General features: G+C 31.8%; 22 protein-coding genes. 4 read left to right on the top strand and 18 right to left on the bottom strand.

The annotated features are described in order from the left end of the window. Positions 1-192: 192 nt before the first annotated feature. The 3 genes from trhA to EL082_RS03435 form a co-directional block, all read right to left on the bottom strand. The gene (gene trhA, locus EL082_RS03445; protein WP_002466495.1) at positions 193-876 is read right to left on the bottom strand and encodes a PAQR family membrane homeostasis protein TrhA; all 684 of its coding nucleotides are present in this window, start codon (positions 874-876) and stop codon (positions 193-195) included. A gap of 18 nt (positions 877-894) precedes the next feature. Next, positions 895-2,082, bottom strand: a complete 1,188-nt coding sequence (locus tag EL082_RS03440) for a UTP--glucose-1-phosphate uridylyltransferase (protein ID WP_015364806.1) — start codon at positions 2,080-2,082, stop codon at positions 895-897. A gap of 66 nt (positions 2,083-2,148) precedes the next feature. Beyond that, complete coding sequence (locus tag EL082_RS03435; protein ID WP_002466485.1) at positions 2,149-2,670, bottom strand: metal-dependent hydrolase; 522 nt, start codon at positions 2,668-2,670, stop codon at positions 2,149-2,151. 197 nt (positions 2,671-2,867) lie between these two features. On the opposite strand from EL082_RS03435, the gene EL082_RS03430 reads away from it, so the two are divergent. After that, a complete protein-coding gene (locus EL082_RS03430; RefSeq protein ID WP_002450471.1) occupies positions 2,868-3,128 on the top strand; it encodes a SunI/YnzG family protein in 261 nt (86 codons plus the stop codon). Between the two features lie 160 nt (positions 3,129-3,288). Then, on the top strand, positions 3,289-3,612 hold the full coding sequence (locus tag EL082_RS03425; RefSeq protein WP_002466508.1) for a heme oxygenase: 324 nt from the start codon (positions 3,289-3,291) through the stop codon (positions 3,610-3,612). 81 nt (positions 3,613-3,693) lie between these two features. Here the strand turns inward: EL082_RS03425 and EL082_RS03420 are convergent, their stop codons facing one another. The 7 genes from EL082_RS03420 to EL082_RS03390 form a co-directional block, all read right to left on the bottom strand. Further along, on the bottom strand, positions 3,694-5,064 hold the full coding sequence (locus EL082_RS03420) for a YjiH family protein (RefSeq protein ID WP_049415969.1): 1,371 nt from the start codon (positions 5,062-5,064) through the stop codon (positions 3,694-3,696). 281 nt (positions 5,065-5,345) lie between these two features. Then, positions 5,346-6,311, bottom strand: coding sequence for a FecCD family ABC transporter permease (locus tag EL082_RS03415; RefSeq protein ID WP_019236015.1), 966 nt, complete (start codon positions 6,309-6,311; stop codon positions 5,346-5,348). Beyond that, positions 6,308-7,339, bottom strand: a complete 1,032-nt coding sequence (locus EL082_RS03410) for a FecCD family ABC transporter permease (protein ID WP_002466523.1) — start codon at positions 7,337-7,339, stop codon at positions 6,308-6,310. The genes EL082_RS03415 and EL082_RS03410 overlap by 4 nt, the downstream gene beginning before the upstream one ends. An 11-nt stretch (positions 7,340-7,350) precedes the next feature. Continuing rightward, positions 7,351-8,358, bottom strand: a complete 1,008-nt coding sequence (locus tag EL082_RS03405) for an ABC transporter substrate-binding protein (protein WP_049415972.1) — start codon at positions 8,356-8,358, stop codon at positions 7,351-7,353. Between the two features lie 238 nt (positions 8,359-8,596). Next, positions 8,597-9,676: an alanine racemase gene (locus EL082_RS03400; protein WP_002466487.1), complete on the bottom strand. Its 1,080-nt coding sequence runs from the start codon at positions 9,674-9,676 to the stop codon at positions 8,597-8,599. Between the two features lie 4 nt (positions 9,677-9,680). After that, a complete protein-coding gene (locus EL082_RS03395; RefSeq protein ID WP_002466481.1) occupies positions 9,681-11,438 on the bottom strand; it encodes an IucA/IucC family protein in 1,758 nt (585 codons plus the stop codon). After that, positions 11,435-12,610, bottom strand: coding sequence for an MFS transporter (locus EL082_RS03390; RefSeq protein WP_002466514.1), 1,176 nt, complete (start codon positions 12,608-12,610; stop codon positions 11,435-11,437). Before EL082_RS03390 ends, EL082_RS03395 begins: the two co-directional genes overlap by 4 nt. 102 nt (positions 12,611-12,712) lie before the next feature. Here EL082_RS03390 and EL082_RS03385 point away from each other — a divergent pair, with 102 nt between their 5' ends. Beyond that, positions 12,713-14,668, top strand: a complete 1,956-nt coding sequence (locus tag EL082_RS03385) for an IucA/IucC family protein (RefSeq protein ID WP_015364802.1) — start codon at positions 12,713-12,715, stop codon at positions 14,666-14,668. An 88-nt stretch (positions 14,669-14,756) separates the two neighbouring features. On the opposite strand, the gene EL082_RS03380 is transcribed toward EL082_RS03385, so the two are convergent. The 6 genes from EL082_RS03380 to EL082_RS03355 form a co-directional block, all read right to left on the bottom strand. Continuing rightward, on the bottom strand, positions 14,757-15,278 hold the full coding sequence (locus EL082_RS03380; protein ID WP_002466478.1) for an Asp23/Gls24 family envelope stress response protein: 522 nt from the start codon (positions 15,276-15,278) through the stop codon (positions 14,757-14,759). Between the two features lie 83 nt (positions 15,279-15,361). Further along, entirely contained in the window at positions 15,362-15,601 is a 240-nt protein-coding gene (locus EL082_RS03375) for a DUF2273 domain-containing protein (protein ID WP_002450482.1), read from the bottom strand. A 12-nt stretch (positions 15,602-15,613) separates the two neighbouring features. Then, positions 15,614-16,150, bottom strand: a complete 537-nt coding sequence (gene amaP / locus EL082_RS03370) for an alkaline shock response membrane anchor protein AmaP (protein ID WP_103286145.1) — start codon at positions 16,148-16,150, stop codon at positions 15,614-15,616. A gap of 182 nt (positions 16,151-16,332) precedes the next feature. After that, the gene (locus EL082_RS03365; protein ID WP_002466475.1) at positions 16,333-17,895 is read right to left on the bottom strand and encodes a BCCT family transporter; all 1,563 of its coding nucleotides are present in this window, start codon (positions 17,893-17,895) and stop codon (positions 16,333-16,335) included. 299 nt (positions 17,896-18,194) lie between these two features. After that, positions 18,195-19,202, bottom strand: a complete 1,008-nt coding sequence (locus EL082_RS03360; protein WP_031464029.1) for a zinc-binding alcohol dehydrogenase family protein — start codon at positions 19,200-19,202, stop codon at positions 18,195-18,197. 64 nt (positions 19,203-19,266) lie between these two features. Continuing rightward, positions 19,267-20,274, bottom strand: coding sequence for an NADP-dependent oxidoreductase (locus EL082_RS03355; protein WP_049415978.1), 1,008 nt, complete (start codon positions 20,272-20,274; stop codon positions 19,267-19,269). A 124-nt stretch (positions 20,275-20,398) separates the two neighbouring features. Between EL082_RS03355 and EL082_RS03350 the strand changes: the two genes are divergently transcribed. Continuing rightward, complete coding sequence (locus tag EL082_RS03350; RefSeq protein ID WP_019236020.1) at positions 20,399-21,397, top strand: LLM class flavin-dependent oxidoreductase; 999 nt, start codon at positions 20,399-20,401, stop codon at positions 21,395-21,397. Between the two features lie 106 nt (positions 21,398-21,503). On the opposite strand, the gene EL082_RS03345 is transcribed toward EL082_RS03350, so the two are convergent. Together EL082_RS03345 and lacG are read right to left on the bottom strand one after the other, a co-directional pair. Continuing rightward, positions 21,504-22,364 (bottom strand): alpha/beta hydrolase, encoded by an 861-nt coding sequence (locus EL082_RS03345; RefSeq protein ID WP_002466493.1) that lies wholly within the window; start codon positions 22,362-22,364, stop codon positions 21,504-21,506. Positions 22,365-22,470: 106 nt separating this feature from the next. Continuing rightward, the gene (lacG, locus tag EL082_RS03340; RefSeq protein WP_002466520.1) at positions 22,471-23,883 is read right to left on the bottom strand and encodes a 6-phospho-beta-galactosidase; all 1,413 of its coding nucleotides are present in this window, start codon (positions 23,881-23,883) and stop codon (positions 22,471-22,473) included. Positions 23,884-23,886 lie beyond the last annotated feature (3 nt).

Genomic DNA, 23,886 nt, shown 5'->3' with positions numbered 1-23,886 from the left:
CAATCTATATTATAGACTTTCATTTAATAAAACAATCATTAATTAGTATGACTTTTCGTTTTGTTATATTTTATTTCATCTTTCCAACTGTAATTGTAAATAAACGCTTTATTTAATTGATTCCTAATTAATTTATAAAAAAGGTAACTAGAGACATGATTGTAAAATCTCTAGCTACCTTTAGTTTTTCATCTAAGACATAAAAAATAATATGCCTATTAAATGGAAAAATGAAGCAATTAAAATAAATATATGCCATATCATATGAAAATATGGTCGGTTCTTTTGTGCATAAAACCAAGCACCAATAGTATATGATAAACCACCTAATACAATAAATAGTATAAATAACCATGATGTTCTTAAAATGATAATAGGTGCAAATATAACACCTACCCAACCCATAACTAAATATACTATTAGACTTAGCTTATGATTGACATGAGTGGCGATTGACTTATATAAAATCCCCCACACAGTTGTCCCCCATAATAGAATAAACACAGTCCAACCTAACCAACCACCAACTACATTTAACAATATTGGTGTATATGTACCTGATATCGCAACATATATCATACTATGGTCTATAATTCGCAATACATATTTTTGTACTGTATGATTCGCCATTGCATGATAGACCGTTGATGATATGAACATCAAAAATAAACTAATGACAAATATTGAAATACTTGTCGATAACAATGCCCCATGCTTATTAAAACTATGCACTGCAGCGTATGGTAATATAACCATTGTACAAAATGATGCAAAGCCATGCGTGACAGTATTTCCAACTTCCTCACCAAATGACAAAGGCATGATATCTTTAAAAGAACTATGATTTGATTCAATATGTTGTTCTGTGTTTGACATACTCTGGACCACCTTAGTTTAAATCATTCCCATTCGTTTCAAATCAGCTGTTGCCGTTTCTACACTGTCTTTTCCTTCTTTATTTTTCAATGGTGAAAACTCTTCTTCTCTAGGTACTTGTAACGTAATAAAACTAGTACCATAACGGAAGATATCAAAATAGAATAACTCGAATTTAAGTGTTGGTCGTTCAACTACTCCAAAGTCTTCATCTAGTTGTTTTAAATTTTTAATTGCTAAGTGATATGGTAATTCCCTATCAACTGCACTCATAATAAATCCTAATTTAAATGCATGAATACCGATGTTTGCATTATCAAATTGATTTGCAACATTAGGATCTAGTTCAGAATACTCAAGAACTGTATCTTTGCTATCTTTATTTACAAGTCTACCGACACTTTCACCTTGCTTAGGTTGTATTGTCTTAGACGTAATATCTTTATTGTTGGAAACTGTAAATCCTGCAAACATAGGATCTAAAACTTTAACTAAAACATTATCAATATTATTTAAAAATATATATTTAACATTATCTTGTTTCATTTTATCAAGGTAGCCAGCTTTTTTAAGTGATTTAAAGATACCGCCATTACCGTTTGGTGTCTCCATAATATGACCCGCTTCATTTAATACAAGTTGGCCTTCTTCACTTAATGCAACGATATTATCTTGTTTAAAGAAATGTATTTTATCTATATCATAATTAAAATATTGATGTTGTTCAAAATAAGCTAAAGTAGCTTCATGATTGGTATCACTAGTCATGATATACCAATCCATTGTATGTCCTGTTTCTTTCTTCAATGCCATCAATTGACGCGCTTGTAATTCAAACAAACTTACGCCTTCTATTTCAAATGATCCTTTTGGACCTGAATACCCTAATCTAGTCCCTTGACCACCAGCCATTAATACGACTGCAAACTGGCCATTTCTTATTGCTTCAATACCTTGATTTCTATATTCATCTTTCACTTGTTCATCAAGTTCAGACTTTACAGTATATTTAACTTCCGATACATCTGATGTATCATCAATGGTTTGTCTATTAACATATAAGTTTTTATACATTTCTTGAATTTCTTCTAAATCTAATGATTCAAGTTTATCTTCAAGCGCGTGCTTTTCATTACTACTCATCAATTTTTCATATTCGTATAAATGTTGTTGATTAAATTTCTCTAATTTATTTTTCTCTAACATTAATTTGTCTCCTTATGTAAATTATAATTTCACTCGATTGTATATTCGAATTTATGTATCTTGTTTTTAATATTGCGTAAATATGTATCCCCAATGATGTATGATATCATTTACTTCACTTTGAAAAAACACATAAATAGCTCCAACTGTTAAAGCAGTTGCAAGTGATAAATCTACAAGTCCACCTGTTTTAAAATTCAACGGTGTTTTAATTGTTATTGGCAATGGATACAATAATTTAACCCCTTTAGGTGTTACCATATCTAGTATAACATGTGAAATCAATCCTATGATAATTGCTACTTCATAATATATAGGTGCCTCTATGATATGAAGTAAAAATCCAATGATTCCTATAAATAGCAATGAATGGGTAAATGTCCGATGACCAAATAACAGTCGAATTAAAAAACTAAGTATTTTAAATTTCCTACCTATTTTACTTTGGGTATGACAAATATCAGGTAATAAACTAGAAATAACCGACAATACAATAACTGTCACTGATGAAAATAAATCTGTATGAAAATATTGAGTTGTTAGAGCACCTACTAATAAACCACAAGATGCATGTGTCTTTCCAGTCATAATTACCTCTCCTTTAATAGCAATATTTTATCATATTCTCCTTATTTATACGAACGTATTTTCGGTCTCTTCTATTTTTTAAATCATTATTAATTAGTATGACTTAATTTTAAAAAGTATCACATTATATCTTGAAAACGGTTACAAAATGATTTATGATATACTTACAAAATTAATTAAAGGATGTGTATTGGATCATGGCAATGACAGTAAAAAAAGATAATAATGAGGTTAGAATTCAATGGAGAGTAGCAGATATTAAAATTCCAACAAACGAAATTAAAAATATCTCTCAAGACCAAGATATTCACGCAGTACCTAACGTTGAAGGTAGAGAAGTTTCTAGAATCGGTTCTACATTCGGTAAAACAAATCGCGTTATTATCGATACAGATGACCATGAATACATTATTTATACTCAAAATGATCAAAAAGTATACAACGAATTAACAAAATAATCTTATTTTAATAGAGTTTTCATAAACTTTGAGACAATGATATTGCTAATAATCGCAATGCTCATTGTCTCTTTTTATTTTTAATAGTCCTAATGAAGGACTATAATTTAATTAGATAACATTTGACGAATAATTTAAATATATATAAGGAGTGATTTTAATGTTTGTTGTTACAAATCGCATTACTGTTAAACAAGGTTTCGCAGAAAAAATGGCACCAAGATTCACACAAGGTGGAAAAATTGAATCGCTAAAAGGATTTAATAAAATCGAAGTTTGGCAAGTCAATAACGAAGATGATGAAACTGAGGATATGTACGTTAATACATGGTGGGAAACTGAAGATGATTTCAATAACTGGGTAAAAAGCGATGCATTTAAAGAGGCGCATCAACGACCAAAAGATTCAAAAAGCGACGAACCATCTCCAGTTATTAAAAACCAAATCGTAAAAGCAAATGTACTATCTGTTTTAAATCCATAACAATATCAATATAGTTAGAATAGAAAAAAAGCCAAGATGTGCAGTTGTTAATACAACAAATAAGGCATCTTGGCTTATATATTATAAAAATAGATGTGCGATTAAAGTAATAATAGGTAATGTAATAATTGTTCTGATTAAGAAGATAACAAATAGTTTACCGATATTAACTGGTATTTTTGAACCTAAAATGACGCCGCCTACTTCTGATAAATATATTAATTGTGTAATACTCAATGCACCAATAACAAATCGAGTTAAATCACTATGTGCACTTTCAATTAATATAGATGGTAAAAACATATCTGCAAAACCAATTAAAATGGTTTGAGATGCGTGTGTAGCTTCAGGTATTTGTAAGAGTTGTAAAAATGGAACGAATGGTTTCCCAATTAATTCAAAGATTGGCGTATAGTTCGCAATTATAGTAGCAATCGTACCAATGCTCATCACTATAGGTAATATAACAAACCACATATCTACGACTGTTTTTAATCCGGCTTTAAAGAAGCCTTTCACACCTGGTGCTTTAATCCCTACTTCTGTAGCCATATCAAATCCATGACCAATTGCTGTTTTACCTTCAGGAAGTTGCTCTGTTCTTGCATCACTCGATACTTCTTTCGCATATTCATCTGGTATCTTATTCAAGGGCCATATTCTTGGCATGATAACCGCCGCAATTAAACATGAAATAATAACACTTAAATAGAATAAGAAAAATTGATCTTGCATTTTAACAGTATCTGCAATAATAATAGCAAAGGTAATAGAAACCACACTAAAAGTAGTTGAAATCACTGTTGCTTCCCTTCTTGAATAAAAACCTTCTTCATATTGACGACTAGTTATTAATACACCAACAGTACCATCTCCAATAAAAGATGCTAAATTATCAACTGTTGAACGGCCAGGTAATGTAAACAACGGTCGCATGACAGGTCTAAATAAAGGCCCTAACAACTCTAACAGGCCGTATTCCATAAGTAATGGTAAAAATAAAGCCGCAAATAAAAATACTGCTACTAAAGTTGGTAATAAACTAGAAAACACAAGACCACCAGTATCTTCTGAATATATCATTTTAGGTCCAACTTTAAGTAACGTCATCCATGCAAAGATTACTGCTAAAACCCTTAATATTATCCAACTTACATTCACATTAAACGCATTATATAATAATCCTTTTGGATCCAATTTATCTTTTAAAATCGTAGAACAAATGAGTGTTAAAATAGCTGATAAAGTTATAATCGTCACAATGATAAAAGGCATTGCTCCACCAACAATATCTTTCAGCCAATTAGCTAAAAATGCAACAGGTAGCGTCGTTTGCTTTTTACCATCTTGTTCTACTGGTATAGGAATTAAAAATAAAATAATGCCGATAAGTGACATCGTTATAAATTTAATTCGACCTTTAATGATTTCTTGCTTAGAATATCTATTCATCTTTCGTCATCCATTTCTTTCTATTTAAAAATACAATTATATATACTCAAATTACATTTATATTTGTTTCAAAACACTCTTTCATATATATACATTTTTATGAATAATTAAGTATTTAATACTATACGCGATTTACATTCAAAGTGCAATGGCTAAAAGTTAAATAATTTTATAAATATATAGTTACTCATTTAAATATTTTGTGACATGGAAAATGCACCAAGAAACACAATATCATGTATCTTGATGCATACAATGTCTATGAGTCGTATCACTAATTATTACATTTTTCTTAATAAGAATAAGAAGTAAGGTGCACCGATAATAGCAATAATGACACCTACTGGAATATCTAATGGCGGATGAATACCTCTCGCTAAACCATCACCAAATGTTAATAATATCGCTCCGATTAAACCTGACATTATTGCGACATGCATTGTTTTATGGCCAACTATTTGTCTTGCGATATGTGGTGAAATCAATCCTAAGAAACTTATACCACCAACAACTGAAATTGAAGCGCCTGCTAACATTACTGATAAGATGAGTAACACCATTTTTAATCTTTTAACTTTAGCACCTAATGCGACAGCGACGTTATCTCCCAATCCTAGGATATCCAATTGATGGCTCAACATTAAAATTATCGGAATAGTGATAATGAACCAAGGTAATATAGATAAGAAGTTTGAAATATTATGACCGTATAAACTACCAGTTAACCAAACAAGCGCATTATTAGCATCCATTGGATTGCGAATTAATAAAAACTGCACAATCGCCGTACATATTGCCCCTATTGCTAAACCAATTAAAGCTAAATTAGATCCTTTAACATCAAATTTAGAAATTAAAAAAGACAATATTAAACTAATCATTAACGCCCCAATAAACGAACCAATAGGTAATATCGCTAATGGTGCTGATGGAAATAGCATGATGATAATAACAGCAGCTAAACTGGCACCTTTAGAGATACCTATCACATCTGGAGAGGCAAGTGGATTTCGAACAACACCTTGGATAATTGCCCCAGATATCGCTAAACTGCTACCGATAATCAGTCCTAATAATGTTCTAGGGATTCTATATTCATTTAAAATAAAATTATCATGTGTGAAGATGCCTTTAATCGCCTCGATAGGATTCACGATTACTGAGCCAATACATAGGCTAAAAATGGCACTAATAACTAATAATATTGTAACAATACTATATCTAATCATATGCTTCTTCCTTGTCATACGCGTTTCACCCCTTTAACTGTGATAAATAAGAAGTAAAATGCACCTACGAAAGAAGTCACGATACCAACTGGAGATTCAAAAGGATGTGTGACAAGTCGTGATAAAACATCAGAAAATAATAATAAATCGGCACCAATTATAATAGTGAGTGGAATCATTAAGATATAATTATTTTTGATATAACGTTTTACAATATGAGGTACGATTAAGCCTACAAATCCTATTGGACCTGCGATTGAAACTGATAAACCCGCTAAAATAATGACTAATAATCCTAAGAGCATTCGAACAACTTGAATTTTTTGACCTAATCCTTTAGCAATATCGTCGCCTAGTTCCATTATTGTTAATTGACGTCCCATAAGCATTGTAACTATCATAGCCACAACTAACCATGGTGTAATAGCAATCACTTCTGGCCACTTAACACCTGACAATGAACCTACTAACCAAAACATCACTGATGAGTTGGAATCTTCATTTAACAATATTACTCCTTGAGTCATACTACTGAAGAATAGATGAATAGCCATACCTGCCAATGCTAATTTAACTGGTGTCATTGCCTTAGTTGAACCTGAAAGTGTATAGACCGTTAATCCACCTAAAAATGCACCAATCATTGCTAAAATCATGGAATAGCTTTCAAGTGAAGGTATCAGAACCGTTATTAATACAATAACGAAAGAAGCTCCAGCATTCACACCAAATATTTGTGGTGAGGCTAATGGGTTCCTCGTAATAGATTGCATTAATAAACCTGCAAGTGCCAATGCACCACCGATTAATAAACCTGCTAACATGCGTGGCATTCTAGAATTATGTATCAAGAATGTCTGTTTCGTATCAGTATGACCTGTTATATAATGAATGATATCTTTAAATTCAATATGAGAAGAACCAATCGCTAAATTTAAATAAATACAAATAAAAAGAAAGCACACACTCACAATATATGTGAGTGTAGTGCGTTTTCTTTTTTCTTGTAGTATAGCGGATTGACTACTTTGTTCCTTCATAGTCATAGTTTTCCACCTTACTTATCGTCTTTATTGTGATCCTTTTTAGAAATCTCAACTAATTCTTTCGCCATTTCTTCAGAAGAAATTAATCCACGAGCTCTAGCCCATAAATCACGATCTACAACGTCTACACGATCATTTTTAACAGCGTCAAGTTTTTTCCAGACTGGATCTTTTTGCATTTTCTTGAATGTTGGTTCATCTGGACTCGCTTTATCAGTCATAATAAACATACGACCTGGATTAACGTCAGACAATGTTTCTGAATTCATTTCTAAATAAGGACCTTTTAAGTATTTACTTAAACCTTTTGTAACATCTGGTGATAATGCTTCTTTAAATCCTAATTGTGTTAGGAATTGACCAACATATGATTCACTAGGATGTCCTAAGAAACTTGATTTTGCCGCTACAGCTGGTAATACTTTTTCATCTTTATCAAATTTGATGTCTTTTTTGTATTCAGCAATTTTCTTATCATGTTCTTTTAGACGTTTTTTACCTTCGTCTTCTTTACCTAATGCCTTAGAAATTGTTTTGAATGCATCGATATTATCATCATAGTTCCCATCGAAACTTTTTAGTTCGATCGTTGGTGCAATTTTGTTTAAATCTTTATAAATACCTTTATGTCTGTTGCTATCAGCAATAATTAAATCTGGTTTTAACTTACTAATCTCTTCTAAATTGGGTTGCTTACGAGCACCTACTGAAGTATAATTTCCGATTTTATCTCTTAAGGGTTTAATAATACGTTCTTTTTTATTATCATCTGCAACCCCTACAGGTTTAACATCTAACGCTGCTAATGCATCTACAAATGAATATTCAAGAACGACCACACGTTTAGGATGTTTAGGAACTTTAGTTGTTCCTTCAGCACGTTTAATTTCAACCCCATCTTTAGACGCTGATTTATTTTTAGAGTCGTCTGACCCATTATTACTTACGCTACCGCATGCAGTGACTAATACTAAAGCTAACATTAAGCCGAGTATGCTCAAAAACTTGATACCTTTCATTTTTCCACTCCTTAACTATGTATATGCTTACATATATAGTTTATTGATAACGATTCTCATTGTCAATATGATTTTTATAAATTTTATAATTAATATGAACCCTTCGAATACTTTTATCATATATAATGCGGAATGGTTTTAGCATATATTTGAATTTTAAATTTCCAAGATATTAAAAAGGAGCACCTTACATTACTCTCAAAATTAATTGAGATCACTGATGTCGGTGCTCCGTTGATTAGATATTTGAATTTATATGATACGTTGAACAAAATGGCTCATTAAATGAATGAATCATCGTTTCAACTTTCGTATCAGTTACATATACTTTTTCTAGGTTTTTATTATACATCGAGCGAGATAATGCTTCATAACTCAATTGAAATTGTATTTTATTACCAATTTGATAATGATCTTGATTATTTAAATCGATCATTAAATGATCACTTGATGCACCAATAATTTGGATATCATTGGCTATCGGGCTTATATGAGTTGTATCCGTATCAATGTATCCTATATCAACTATCGCTTGCAAATATGACTGTTTCGTATGACTATTCATACGTGGTTTAATTTCTAATATTTCTGCTTCCAATACTATCGCATCTTGATACAAATGTGAAACGGGCTTGTCTGTAGTTGTATCGACGCCTCTAAATAATGTTTCACCAATTCGTAATTCATTTATTTTGCCTAAGTCATTATACATCGTTAGCGGTAGCATACTTGAGTTTCCACCCGATACAATTTTCATGCGATAACCTATTTCTCTCTCAATGGCACTAACAAATTTGTTAATCATAAAGACATCATCTTCGATTGGTGAACTTGATTTAAAACACATAAAATTAAATGACACACCAACAAGTTGAATATGGGATAAATTCAATATGGTTTCGATATATTTAACAACATCGTAAGTTAGAACACCCTCTCTACCGTCTTTCCAATCAACCATTAATATCACTTGATGTTTTATATTTAAATGTTGCGCTATACGATTCAGCTCAATAATAGTATTTAATTCGGTTTGAATACTGATTTGTGTATCTTTAATCATATTATCTAACTGTGATAATTGTGTTGATCGTAATATCGTGAATGAACAATCAAAATTAGTTAATTGTCTTATATTCTCTAATCGAGAATCTGCAAAATGTGTGATACCTAATTCAATTAATTTTTGAACAATTTGTAGGTCCCCTGCGATAGATTTAATGACAGGTGTAAATTGTATGTGTTTAGCATCTAAAATGGTTTGAAGTACTTTGGCATTGTATTGTATTTTGGATAAATTTATTTTTATATTTGCCATGTACTTACACCTCTTTTTTTATTGGATTTTCCAATTCTGTATTTAAATATTTCTTCACTTTATTTTCCATTCGCATACTTAATAATGCTTTAACTGAAATTGTTGGTCCAAATAAGACACGATGTAAAGCTTGAGCATGATTTTTATTGGCATCAATCGCCGCTTCAATTTCTTGTTGTACTATTTTAAATAATCTCTCTTCATTCACCATGTCATATTGATTAAAATGATGAATTAACTCTGCCAATTGATTTTGGACAACGGCATGTTGAAACTTACCTATTACTGCTTCAATTGAATCTGCAATTAAACTTTCATTCGTAATTTTAACATCTGGTAGCTTATGTTTTAATGTTTGTAAATCAATACGGGAACCACCTAAATCTCGGACTAAAAAGTTCATTTGATAATTAGGACCAAGATTTACGATGGTATTTTGCATATGTGCTTCTAAAGCAATACCGTAATCTTGAATATACGCTATTAATGGTCTTACTAATGTGCTTGTATATTGTCGAATAAATTGTTCTATCGATTCTGTAGTGAGCTCGTTATTTATCCATTTAATATAACTATCAACTATGACGTCATCATCAACCGGATTGCGATTCACTAGACTTGCGCTAACTATAGTTGATCCTTCTTGAGCTAACACTGGCTTTTCTCTAACAATACACGCTAATTGACGTGCTAAATCCGCGTCCACATCGACATACTCGCCAAATGGCTCAGCAGACACTTTTAATTCAGGATAAATATTCAACATATCTTGCAGTGCATAACTTAATTTAGGACCATCAACCGTTGTCACAGTAGATACTGTTCGTACAGCACTTGTCGCTTGTACATTTACAGGTAATTTTATATGAAATGGATGATGCAATAACTCCATTGTTCTAAAAGACAATGTGGCTTTAGATTCGACTGTAAACGGTGTTGGAATTAATATTTTCTCACTAATCCATGTTTTAAAACGTTCACCAATCACATGATCATATTGCCATGGATGTACAAAGATCGCCCGATAATTATTCATTTCTAAATCGAGCGGTTTTAGAAATGATTGTAATTTATCCTTAAGTTCTGGAATAACTTGATTAACGATATACTGTTCATCATTTTCCATTGATGTTGTCCTTATATGTGAAGATGAAACTAACATAATATGTAATGGAATAATTTTTTCAAATTCTGGTGCATAGCGACGTATTTCCTCTGATGTTAATGGCAACTTGGTCTTAGTTAAAGGATGTGTAGGATGACCTTCTAAAACTAAACTTTCAGAGTAACTTAAATCGTTTGTAGTACCATTATCTTTGATATGTTGCAACCATGTAAAAAAATTAATCGTGTCTGGTAGCATTGAAAATGTCATACTTTGATGAATTAATGATGTTCTATTATTAAATTGTTTATATGATTCTACAAAGCTATCCCTACTATGGATAAGCTCATGATATAAACGCTCAGATATTTCAATATCAAAAGCATCATTCAATATGTTAAGTAAACTTTCTAAACTTGTAATTTGAATGCGTTCATCACCACATTGATATGTGAATGGTCCATCAAATACATATCTTTCTAACATACTTTTTCTTAAAACATAGGCAGTTAGAACTCGTCCATGATATTGTATTTCTATTTTATCTGTTGATTGATTTATTTTTGCGTCCTCAGGACATATTCGTTCTTTTACAATTGCATTTAACATTCTATGTTGAATATTTTTATCTGCAAGTAACCACTCATTGCGTGTCATTGTGAAATTCCTCCAATTTTATGAACTCGTTGCATTAAGTAAAATATGATCGAAATGGCTACTGTACTTATTCCCATAATTAAAAATGTATTTAATACGCCAAATTTGTCAGCAAAGAAACTCATAATTAAACTTCCTAACGGTATCATGCCTCGGTCCATCATTACAATACTTAATACCTTACCCCTTTCATAATCTTTAACACTATTTTGGAAATAAACGCGATTTGTTGTTCTCGCCCATTGGCTAAATAATCCAATTAAAGTAATACAGATAAACATCATTACTAAATTATGAACAATGATACCTAATAAGGCGATACCAAAAAGTAATGAACTAAGATAATACATTTTAACAGCATCGATATGATCTAGAATTTTAGGTAATATCACAGTAGCGATAATGCCACCAATAGCACAACAAGTCATTGCAATACCAAATATTTCAGATTGTCCGGGAAAAACATGATTAGTTAAGACCGGTAATATTGTTGTATATGAAAAACCGGTTGCCATAATTAGAAGTGAAGTAAAGAAAATCTTACTACCTTCTAAATTGCGTTTGAAATAATCCAACACTACTTTTAATGACATCTCTTTTTGGTGTTCCCCCAAATCAGTTGCTTGAATATGTATTGGTAAACATAAAGCTACCGCTATGAGATAACAAATAGCCTGAGCTAAAAATGTCGTTGGTGCATGATAAACTGCTAAAATAACACCTGCAATGGCTGGACCAATAGAACGACATATATTAATAATAAATGAGTGAAATGATACTGCTTGTGTTGTTGTGATTTTATCAGATAAATCTGGTAAGACTGCTTGTCTTACTGGTGTTTCAACAGCACTTAGCATTCCTCGTAATGTCGCATAGATTAATACAATATATACAGGAATTTGATTAAATGAGTACGTCATCACACACAGTATTGCTGTAACTAAAAATGATGAAGAGATTGTAATACGCAGTAAATTTCCTTTATCATATTTATCAGCTATAGAACCTGCCCATACACTTAGTAACAAAATGGGTACGAGCCGGCAAAAATTAACTAAACCTAAATAAACTGCGTTATGATATGTAGTAAGTACAAACCAGTTTAACCCGATTTGCCCAATCCAATTCCCTAAAAACAGTAGAAATGAACTGGAAAAGAAAAATTTAGCCATAAATTTCACCTGTCTTTTTAATTGATAATAATAATCATTATCATTAATATGGATTATACAAATCTTATTAATTTTTGTAAAATATTTTTTTAGAGGTGAATTATGAATTTAATTAAAAACACAAAAGAACATAATTTAAAACTGACCAAAGATGAGCAAAATGCTTATCAATTTTTAAGTCAATCTCATCCAGAATGGTCGCAATACTTTATTGAAAATATAAATATTGGTCGCGATAAAGTGACACAAAGATTAGTCACATCAATACATAGAGAAAATCTGGTACACGGCAAAGATCATAGTAGAATATTAAAAAGTAAAGATATCGAAGCTTTGTCCATCCATCGACCTGAAGTTTTAGAAATAGAATTTAAAGCATCACATAAAAAGTTATATGCACCTATAAGTGGTCAACACGCATTTAATCGTGTAGATGTTGAAGGTCCTTTTTATTATCAATCTATAAATGATTCATCTTTTTATCGAGTAGAACATCCGAATGATATATTAGAATGGGTTTTAATTGAAGCACCGGAGTTAGATAACGAGGCTAGCGATCAATTTAAAGATGATTTAACAAATAGCGCAGCAAATATGATATTTGCTATTAGTTATCAAGCCTATAGCATGAAAGGTGAGTCACAACCTTTGTTTGATATTATTAAAAATCATAATGATAGCTATTTACGTTCAGAACAAGCTGTTATCGAAGGTCACCCTCTACATCCAGGTGCAAAATTAAGAAAAGGTATGGATTCAAGTGAGACATTTAAATATTCTCCTGAATTTGCTCAACCCATTGATTTGAAAATTATTTTGATACATCATCAATTTAGTAAAGTGCAATCATTAGATAAATCTTATAATGATACGATCAACCAACTTTTCCCTAGTATGTATCAACAACTTTTGGATGAAATAAAACAATATGATGATATCAATATAGATGATTATCATGTCATGATAGTACATCCTTGGCAGTATGATGAAGTGCTCGATCGAGATTATAGTAAAGAACTAGATCAACATATGATCATTAAGACTCAATGTACATTACCGTATTATGCTGGATTATCTTTTAGAACATTGATGCCAAAAGCGCCAAATGAAGATCCTCATATTAAGTTATCAACTAATGTGCATATTACTGGAGAGATTAGAACATTATCGGAGCAAACCACACATAATGGCCCGTTAGTGACCCACATTTTAAATCAAATATTAGTTAATGATACGACATTCAAACCATATGCATCATCGGTCATTGATGAAGTTGCTGGTATCCATTTTTATAATGAAAACGACCTAGACCCAATACAAACTGAGCGTAGTGAACAATTAGGTACTTTATTTAGAACCAATATTAACACTCATCTCAAGCAAAATGGTTTAACTTCAATGATTCCATCTAGTCTAGTCGCTCAATATCCATATCACCCTGAGCCACCAATAGTGTCATTAATTAAGTTATACCAAAGTCACCATAAATTCACTTCATACGATGAAGCTGCTCTAACGTGGATGAAAGATTATAGTCATGCCCTATTAGGCTTAGTTGTACCGTTATTAACGAAGTACGGAATTGCACTTGAAGCACATTTGCAGAACGCAATTGTACATTTTAACGAAGATGGTTCATTAAATCATTTATATGTGAGAGACTTTGAAGGATTAAGAATCGATCAAGCAAGATTAAATGATATGGGTTATGCTACAGACCAATTTCACGAGAAATCACGCATTTTAACAGAATCTAAAGTTTCTGTTTTCAATAAAGCTTTTTATTCAACCGTTCAAAATCATTTAGGCGAATTAATCTTAACCATTGTACAATCAGCTGATCATAAGAATTTAGAAGATATAATTTGGAACGATATAGCAAACATCATTCACCAAATATTAGATACAATGACCGATGTTCCTAATGAAAGAATCTCTGAAATTCAAAATGTAATGTTTGCTAAAACAATTGATTATAAATGCGTAACTACCATGCGCTTAGAAGATGAAGCACACGAATACACATATATTAAAGTAAATAATCCCTTACATTCTTAATACTAAAACGTATGAAAAAATCCGTGAGATACATATTTAAGTATCTCACGGATTCTTTATTATAAAACTAAATAACTAAATGGACAGATTATTGTAAACCTTGTCTTTCGTTATTGTTGTTGTTTTGGTTGTTATCTTTTTCATGTTTTTGTTGCCATTCTTTTTTAGTCATAACATCGTCAACTTGCATGTTAACTTCTACAACTTCTAAACCAGTGATATATTTCACTTGTTCTTTAACTAAGTCAGTTACTTTACGGAAGATTTTTGGTGCAGATTCACCATATTCTAAAATAACTTTTAAGTCGATAGCAGCTTGTTTTTCACCAACTTCAACAGAAACACCTGTTGTTACATTGTTACCACTTGAGAAAGCGTTAGTAAAGCTATCAGTGAAGCCGCCTTTCATATCTAAGATACCTTTAACTTCGCGAGCTGCGATACCAGCAATTTTTTCAACTACTTCATCAGAGAAAGTTAATTTGTTTTCAAATTGAGGTTGTTGGTTTTCTTGTTGTTGCTGTTGTTTTTGTTGTTCTTGTCTTTCTTTTTCGTTAACACCTGTTTGGTTATCATACGCTTGTTTTGCTTTATTGTTATCTACTGCCATTTTGCATTCTCCTTTTTAAATAAAATTATTATTCTTTAATCTTTTTAAAACTTTAAATGAACATCTTAGAAATTAAAGTTAAATTAACTCCATCTATTTAGAAAATTCAAAAAGTCTTGTGTACGGTCTTTAATATACCCAATTCCTATTCCTATTAAACATAAAACAATAATTAAAATTGTTTTCCAGAAACCTAAAGTTAGGAATAATATAGCTATAAGTAAAAATGCTAAAAATCCGATGATTCTCCATTTGAAAGTTTTCAATATGTTAATAAGCTGTTGCGTAGAGTCTTGTCCATTTTGGTTATTATTATTAGCCATGATATCCCTCCCTTACAACACTCTTGGACCAGAAGTTTTCTGATCTTTGACGTTTACTTCTAATTTTCTTACTGGCATTTCAGTAAAGTGCTCAACATTTTGTTTAATATCAGCACGAATACTTTCTGTTAATGATGTTGCTTGAACATTGTTTGGAACAAAGTAATCTGCCTTAATATCAATAAATGATTTTTTCTTCTTGTTGTACATTTTTGTAACAACGTTAGGTTGTCTAACTTGATCATATTTAGCAATCGTATCATAAACTGTTTTCTCAACAGCTTTTCTTGATACATAGACATGACCGTCGTCAAATTCTTTGTACAATCCAGGTTTTCTATACGTAGGTTTAAATATGCTTAGTACTAATATTAAACCAATTAATATTAGCAATCCTGCTAGACCAATCAATAGTGGTTGGAACCAATTGAATTGTAAGAAGTAATCTTGATATTGAGAAATACGACTATCTTTAATATACATAAACAATAGGAAACCAACGATGAATACGATAAGTAGGCCAAGGATAAAGTTTTTAAGTCTTTTCACCTCGTATGACACCTCCTCAATTAGTATTATATTTTTTAGTATCACACAAAATGAGTACCCTATTATAAATAAATCAAAACCAATAATTTAAAATTTAATTATCAGTTTTTATATTTAATTAAGTACTACTTATATGGTTTATTCCCATTTAATTGTAATCGGAAACATTTTTTTCAAAAAATCTAAAAACTTTTTTTATCTTTCGAACTTTTATATTCTAAAACGTCTGAATCTCTATCTTTCACTAATATCTTGTTACTTGGTCTAGGTTTTTCTTCACCCAGTGATTTAAATAATGACCATATCATTAAAATAATGACAATTGAAAACGGTAATGCTGCGATAATCAGTAAATTTTGTATGGCTTGTGTTCCACCTGTATAAATCATAATGATAGCAAATAAAGCCATAATGATTCCCCAACTGACCTTTACAATTGAAGATGGATTAATATCACCCTGTGAACTGAGCATTCCTAATACATAAGTTGCTGAATCTGCAGAGGTAACAAAGAAAATCATTATCACAATTAACGTTAAAATGCTTAAAATAAATCCAAGTGGATAATGTTCTAATGTTGCAAATGTAGCGGTTTCAGTTGCTTCTTTCGCGATGTTAGCAATTTTATTGTCTTGTAAATACATTGCAGAAGCACCGAAAACAGCAAAGAATATAAAACAAACTAATGCAGGAACGAATAATACACCTAAAATAAATTCTTTAATGGTACGTCCTCTTGAAACACGTGCAATAAAGATGCCTACAAACGGCGCCCAGGATACCCACCAAGCCCAATAAAAGATTGTCCAATTTTGTAACCATTGGAATTTTTGCTGGCTGGATGGAATTCTTAAACTCATACTAAAGAAATTAGCTATATAATTCCCTAAACCATTCGTAAACGTATTTAAAATATAAAGCGTTGGACCCACAATAAATAAACCAACTAATACAATAAACGCTAATGCCATATTGATATTACTTAGTGTTTTAATGCCTTTATCAATACCTGACCAGGCAGACCAAGTAAATAACACTGTTGCAATCGCAATTAATATCACTTGCGTACCAAAATTATTCGGCAAATGGAATAGAAAATGAAGTCCTTCATTAATTTGTAAAGCACCGAATCCTAATGTCGCCGCTACCCCTGTCACAGTAGCTATCACTGCTAATACATCAATGGCGCCTCCAATCGGTCCTTTCATTGCTTTTTCTCCAAAAATAGGTACTAATGTTGCACTCACTAAACCAGGATAGCCTTTATGAAAGCTAAAATAAGCAAAGACAAGTGCAACAATACCGTACACAGCCCATGCATGAATACCCCAATGGAAAAATGAAAATTGCATGGCATCATTAATTGCAGTTTGTGTACCTGCTTTATGTATTGGTGTTAGTTTAAAGGCATGACTAATGGGTTCAGCCGTTGTCCAAAATACTAAACCAATCCCCATACCAGCACTAAATAACATCGCAAACCACGATGGTAATGAAAACTCTGGATCTTCACCTTCTTTACCTAAAGTAATTGTTGCATATCTAGAAAATAGTAAATAAACACATACAATTAATATAAGTAATACTAATAATAGGTAATACCATGAAAAATGAACCGCTATAAATGAAGTGATATTTTTAGTAACGGTTTCTAATTGTTTTGGCAAGATTGCACCATAGATAACAAAAAGAGTACAAATGGATAATGCAACCCAAAATACAATGCTAATAGATTTATTTTTCATATGTATAACACTCCCCTTTTTCTAACTTTCATATACCCTAGCTACTTACTTCCAATCATGTTTAATTATTTTTCAATTTATATCAATTAATATTTTAATAATTTATTGAAATAAGATTGATCTATAAAAAAAATAAAAAACCTGAGACGTGATATCCCAGGTTTTGACAATATATTTTGATTTTGTATATTAATGATTCCAGATAATATAGTGTTTACTATCCAGTATCATTTGCTTAATTAAATAAATGATTACTTGTTCTAAAACACTATTTTTCGAAGTTATTTTCTCACTAATAATTAAATGTTAATTACCAACTTTCCTATCATTGTATGACTTTCTAATGTTTGATGTGCTTTGTATAGATTGTCTACTGTTAATCCTTCAATCACTTTTGTAGTAGTTGGTTGGTAGATACCTTGCTCTATTTTCGTTGTAATATCTTTTAAGTAATCATGATGCTTAATCATATCATTAGTTTGATGAACAGGTCTTGCAAACATAAACTCATGAGAAAATGAAATACTTTTAGACTTAAGTAGATTTAAATCTTGTTTTTCATTAAATGCTACAATTGTCGCGATATGTCCTCTTGGTTTAATTAAATCAATCATCGTTTCGTAATACATATCAGAATTAAATGTACAGAATATATAATCTACTTCTTCAATACTTTGTTGATTTAATTGTTGTTTTAAATCTTTTTTATGATTGATAACGATGTCTGCCCCCATGTCGTAACACCATTTCTCTGTTTCATCTCTGGACGCAGTCGTAATCACTTGTAAACCATAGTGACTTGCAATTTGTGTTGCAATACTGCCTACACCACCAGCACCATTAATAATTAATATAGTCTTACCTTTATTATCCTTTGGGTTATCTGAAATATTGAAACAATCAAACAACGTTTCTGATGCTGTAAGCCCTGTTAACGGTAAACTTGCAGCTTGTTCATTTGTAATATTTTCAGGTGCATGTGCGACTAACTGTTCATCAATTACTTGATATTCAGCATTGGAACCATGTTGACTAGGAGAACCTGAATAAAACACTCTATCTCCTACTTCAAACATAGACACATTATTTCCAATTGCTTCAACTGTACCAACTGCATCAAATCCTAAAATTCTTGGTGGATGTGATACTGTCAATTGTCTTTGTTTAGTATCTACAGGATTTACACTAATACTTTTTACTTTTACTAAAATTTCTGTGCTATTTGGCTGCGGCAGGTCTATGTCATATGTTTTAAATTGATTTCCTTCGTCTAAGTTAAATGGTTGATCAAACCCTATTGCTTTCATGCTGCAATCACCTCAAATTGATTTTAAATAAAACTGTCTGCCTCGTAATTTAACATCTACTTTTTTATTCAGGATCTGCTACTTTAATCACTTGCTTACCGAAATTGTCACCTGTAAAAAGATTTCTAAATGCTTCAGGTACTTTATCAAACCCATTCGCCACAGTTGTTTGCGTTTTTATTTTATCTTCATGAACCCATTGTGCTAATGTTTCGCTCGCATTTTTAAAATCATTTGCAAATTCGGCAACTAAGAAACCTCTCATCATGGCTTGTTTTTTAACTAATGTGCCTTGTATTCTTGGACCAATGTCATCTTCCGGGTGATTATATGAAGAAATAGCACCACACACTGGCACACGTGCAAAGCGATTAAGATGTTTAAATACTTCATCTGCAATAGTTCCACCAACATTTTCATAATATACATCCACACCATCTGGTAATGCTTGTGCTAAATTCTCAGCGAATTGTTTATCTTTGTAATCAATACCAGCATCAAAACCCAATGTATCCGTTAAATAATTTACTTTATCAGGACCACCAGCGATGCCTACCACACGACAACCTTTGATCTTAGCGATTTGACCTACCAAAGAACCTACTGCGCCTGATGCTGCTGAAACCACAACCGTTTCACCTTCTTGTGGGCGTCCAATATCTAATAAACCATGATAAGCTGTTTGACCTGGCATACCTAGTACGCTTAAATATAATTCTAGTGGTACTTCTGTAGACGGCACTATATTAACTTTGTCACTAGTTACTGTATTATATTTTCTCCAAGGCAACATACCAGTAACAATATCGCCTTCTTGGAACCCATCCGCTTCTGAAGCAGTTACTTGAGCAACGATATGACTTACAATTGGTTGGCCAACTTCAAATGGTTGAACATAGGAGTCTCCTTGTGACATTCTGCCTCTCATATAAGGATCAACTGAAATATATAAAGTTTTTAATTGTATTTCACCATTTTGTGGATTTTTAATGTCTATTTCCTCGTATTTAAATGTATCATCCTGTGGCATGCCATCAGGATATTTATTGAAATTAATTTGTTCATTATTCATCGAATCATCCTTTTTCAATTTATAGTTATTACCATAATACCTCAGTTCAAGATGTCGCAATCATTTTGTTCGAACTGTATAATATGAATCAATAAATGAGAAAAAGTTGGAGATGTATTCAATCATGAAACTAAGTATTTTAGATTATGTGCCTATTTTTGAAAATAGAAATGCTACTGATGCACTGAATCATAGTATCGAATTAGCACAACTTGCAGAAAAGCTAGGATATGAAAGGTATTGGGTAGCAGAACATCACCAAGTTTTATCAGTAGCATCTAGTGCGCCAGAGATGATTATGATGGCTCTGTTAGAACAAACGACACATATACGTATTGGAAGTGGTGGTATCATGATTCCACACTATAGTCCGTATAAAGTAGCAGAACAGTTTAAAATTATGGAAGCACGACATCCTCAACGTGTTGATTTAGCTTTAGGCCGTTCTAAAAGCTACCCAAATGTTTTTGCAGCATTGAACGAAAATAAAACTCAACCACTACAATTCGAAACCCAATTAAACGATTTACAAAAATATTTTACTGAAGATGTTACTCAACCACATCGCTTTCAAACTTTAATTGCAACGCCACAAATCAATAGTTATCCTGAAATGTTTATCCTTGGAATGAGTGAACGAAGTGCGAAACTAGCAGGTAGAAAAGGCTTGCCTTTTGTCATAGCACAGATGGGTCAAGCATCACATCACCTTCAAGCGGCTATTAAAACATATAAATCTACTATATATCAGCACTATGGAGACCGAGTCAAACCATATGTCATATTAGCAACGTTTGTTGTTACCGGAGAAAACCTAGACAAAACCAATCAATTACTAAATGCCTTTCATTTGTGGTTAATTAGGATTTTTTATGCTAATCAGCCTAAATCTTACCCTTCAATTGATACAGTTATAAATCGACAATGGACTGATAGAGAACTTAAGAAGAAGTCATCCAACGCAAACCGTGTGATTAGCGGTTCACCATATCAAGTAGCTACCCAGCTAAAGCAACTGAAGAAGGATTATCATGTTGACGAAATAATGATCTTGCCGCATGTATATGGAGAAGCCAATCGTAAAAGATTATTAGAACTAGTAATGGAATATAGTAAAACATGAGAAATTATAAAAATAAAGGTACAATATCCAATTGAATACATTATCGAACCTTTCTACCTATAAATAGAAAGGTTCGATTTGTACGTATGGAAATTGTACCTTTTTCTTATTTAGACCAAAGAAAATCTATTATTTCATTGGCTACTTGTTTATTTTCATGTAATTGGCTATGTTGTGCTGACTTTCCAGTATATTTAGATTCTTTATAACTACTCACCGAATCTCCTATTAAATATTTTAAAGATTGAGATGAAGCATTTGAAACACGCCCATCAGAATGTGTTCCATCTTTTAAGTCTCCAAATATATTTAATACTTTAATATCTTTATTTTTATAACTATCTTTAAGAGATAATAATGCTTTGTAATTATCAGTCATTTTACTTGGCTTACCATTTTGATCAACCGTAATTTCATTTACCTTTTCGTTTAAATTTAAAACGCCATTGAATGTCCCAGCAATATTAACCTCTTTATTTAATTGAGGTAAGTCTTTATCTGTACCATACATTTTCATAAAGTATGCAAATGATAAATTCCCCATTGAGTGTCCTACAAAATTATATTTATCAATCTTATATTTGGATTTAAGATTTGCTAACACATTTTTGATATTTTTAGCGTTTTGTTCAGTGTCACCATTTTTATTATCTTCCATCTCTACTTTGATTATAGGATTTGAAGCATTGTCTTTAAGATTCCCCTTAAAATTGACATTGCCATCCTTTGATACCCTTGCTGTGATGACATTATTAGTTACACCTTGTTTGACAGCTTGGTTTACCATATATTTTTCTGAGTTTTCACTACCACCATAACCATGCACGAATATTGTACCAATATGTGATTGTTTAAAATGTTCTGTATCTACTTTTGTTGCGTGATGTTGACGAACGAATATCACTGATGCAACTATAATCAATGCAATGATTAAAACACTAATCATTAGTAGCCATTTTGACTTCATAAAGTTACCTCTTTTTCATATATTTCATTCAGTATATAGTATTTTTTCAAATTTCGCACATAAAAAACCAAGGTGCATCGCAATGATACACCTTGTAAAAAATACTCTATTTAATTTCTCTTGTTTCAGCTAATTGTTTGTACCAATAAGCACTTTTCTTTGGATAACGTTCTTGTGTATCAAAATCTACATAGAATAATCCATATCGTTTTTCATAACCATTTGACCATGAGAACACATCCATTAATGACCATAAGAAATAACCTTTAACATTAGCACCATCAGCTATTGCATCTGAGATAACATTTAAATGTTGTTTAATATAATCAATACGTGCATCATCATGAACTGTTTTTTCAGATTCTATAAATTCATCTTTATAACCTAAACCATTTTCAGTGATATAGATTTTATGATAATTTGGATAGTCTTTGACAACACGCATAATTTGGTCATATAAACCTTGTGGGTAAATCATCCAATCCCAATCTGTTCTTGGTACATCGACATCAAACTCTCTTTGTCCGACACCTTTTAATTGGTATTTTGATCCACCTTTATCTCCAGTTGAGTTATGTGTAATTAGACATTCTCCATCGTAAGCTTTCATCCAATCACTCATATAATAGTTAATACCTAGGAAGTCATTTAAATCTTTAGCTGCATCTAAAATTCGGTAATCTTCATCTGTGATATCTAATTTGCCACCGTTCACAGAAAGTATATGTTGAACGCCTTCCATAGTTTCTCTTGAATATTTACCTAAATATGTTGCATCTAAAATGAATTTATTATGAATGATATCTTCTAATTCTGCTGCTTTAACATCTTCTGGATTGTTAGGATCTAAAGGATATTTAGTTGGTAATGCATGTACAACACCAATTTCGCCGTTATATCCTCCATCTTTAAATAGCTTCACTGCTTTGGCATGTGCCACCATCATGTTGTGATGAGATTGAAATACTTTTCCAAAGTCATATGTTATACCTGGAGGGAACTTCCCAACTAAGTATTGACCATCTCCAATAGGACCAATTTCATTAAATGTTGTCCAGTATTTTACTTCAGGGAACTCTTTAAAGCAGAATTCTGCATAATCTACAAAATAGTCAATCGTTTTACGATTTAAAAAGTCACCATCTTTGTGAAGTACTTCAGGTGTATCGAAATGATGTAATGTAACAAATGGTTCTACATGACGCTTATGGCATTCGGCAAATAGTTTATGGTAATATTCAACACCTTTTGGATTTACTTCTCCATAACCATTTGGGAAAATTCTAGACCATGCGATAGATATACGAATACCATTCACACCAAATTTTTCACTTAATTCTAAATCCACTGGATAGCGATGATAAAAATCACTTGCAGGTTCTGCAGTATACCAGTAATTTTCTTCTAGATAAGTATCCCATGCGACACGCCCTTTACCATCCGTTTGAGTTGCTCCTTCAGCTTGATATGCGGCAGTCGCTCCACCAAAAATAAAATCTTCAGGTAATTTTTTAGTCATTAT

The sequence above is a fragment of the Staphylococcus warneri genome (assembly GCF_900636385.1).
GTDB lineage: Bacteria > Bacillota > Bacilli > Staphylococcales > Staphylococcaceae > Staphylococcus > Staphylococcus warneri.
The sequence above is the reverse complement of the archived record's forward strand: the minus strand, read 5'-3'. Positions and strand labels throughout refer to the sequence as shown.

Excerpts from the sequence above, each read along its gene's own strand:
- trhA (WP_002466495.1), bottom strand. The coding sequence starts at position 876 with ATGTCAAACACAGAACAACATATTGAATCAAATCATAGTTCTTTTAAA.
- EL082_RS03440 (WP_015364806.1), bottom strand. The coding sequence starts at position 2,082 with ATGTTAGAGAAAAATAAATTAGAGAAATTTAATCAACAACATTTATAC.
- EL082_RS03435 (WP_002466485.1), bottom strand. The coding sequence starts at position 2,670 with ATGACTGGAAAGACACATGCATCTTGTGGTTTATTAGTAGGTGCTCTA.
- EL082_RS03430 (WP_002450471.1), top strand. The coding sequence starts at position 2,868 with ATGGCAATGACAGTAAAAAAAGATAATAATGAGGTTAGAATTCAATGG.
- EL082_RS03425 (WP_002466508.1), top strand. The coding sequence starts at position 3,289 with ATGTTTGTTGTTACAAATCGCATTACTGTTAAACAAGGTTTCGCAGAA.
- EL082_RS03420 (WP_049415969.1), bottom strand. The coding sequence starts at position 5,064 with ATGAATAGATATTCTAAGCAAGAAATCATTAAAGGTCGAATTAAATTT.
- EL082_RS03415 (WP_019236015.1), bottom strand. The coding sequence starts at position 6,311 with ATGACAAGGAAGAAGCATATGATTAGATATAGTATTGTTACAATATTA.
- EL082_RS03410 (WP_002466523.1), bottom strand. The coding sequence starts at position 7,339 with ATGACTATGAAGGAACAAAGTAGTCAATCCGCTATACTACAAGAAAAA.
- EL082_RS03405 (WP_049415972.1), bottom strand. The coding sequence starts at position 8,358 with ATGAAAGGTATCAAGTTTTTGAGCATACTCGGCTTAATGTTAGCTTTA.
- EL082_RS03400 (WP_002466487.1), bottom strand. The coding sequence starts at position 9,676 with ATGGCAAATATAAAAATAAATTTATCCAAAATACAATACAATGCCAAA.
- EL082_RS03395 (WP_002466481.1), bottom strand. The coding sequence starts at position 11,438 with ATGACACGCAATGAGTGGTTACTTGCAGATAAAAATATTCAACATAGA.
- EL082_RS03390 (WP_002466514.1), bottom strand. The coding sequence starts at position 12,610 with ATGGCTAAATTTTTCTTTTCCAGTTCATTTCTACTGTTTTTAGGGAAT.
- EL082_RS03385 (WP_015364802.1), top strand. The coding sequence starts at position 12,713 with ATGAATTTAATTAAAAACACAAAAGAACATAATTTAAAACTGACCAAA.
- EL082_RS03380 (WP_002466478.1), bottom strand. The coding sequence starts at position 15,278 with ATGGCAGTAGATAACAATAAAGCAAAACAAGCGTATGATAACCAAACA.
- EL082_RS03375 (WP_002450482.1), bottom strand. The coding sequence starts at position 15,601 with ATGGCTAATAATAATAACCAAAATGGACAAGACTCTACGCAACAGCTT.
- EL082_RS03365 (WP_002466475.1), bottom strand. The coding sequence starts at position 17,895 with ATGAAAAATAAATCTATTAGCATTGTATTTTGGGTTGCATTATCCATT.
- EL082_RS03360 (WP_031464029.1), bottom strand. The coding sequence starts at position 19,202 with ATGAAAGCAATAGGGTTTGATCAACCATTTAACTTAGACGAAGGAAAT.
- EL082_RS03355 (WP_049415978.1), bottom strand. The coding sequence starts at position 20,274 with ATGAATAATGAACAAATTAATTTCAATAAATATCCTGATGGCATGCCA.
- EL082_RS03350 (WP_019236020.1), top strand. The coding sequence starts at position 20,399 with ATGAAACTAAGTATTTTAGATTATGTGCCTATTTTTGAAAATAGAAAT.
- EL082_RS03345 (WP_002466493.1), bottom strand. The coding sequence starts at position 22,364 with ATGAAGTCAAAATGGCTACTAATGATTAGTGTTTTAATCATTGCATTG.
- lacG (WP_002466520.1), bottom strand. The coding sequence starts at position 23,883 with ATGACTAAAAAATTACCTGAAGATTTTATTTTTGGTGGAGCGACTGCC.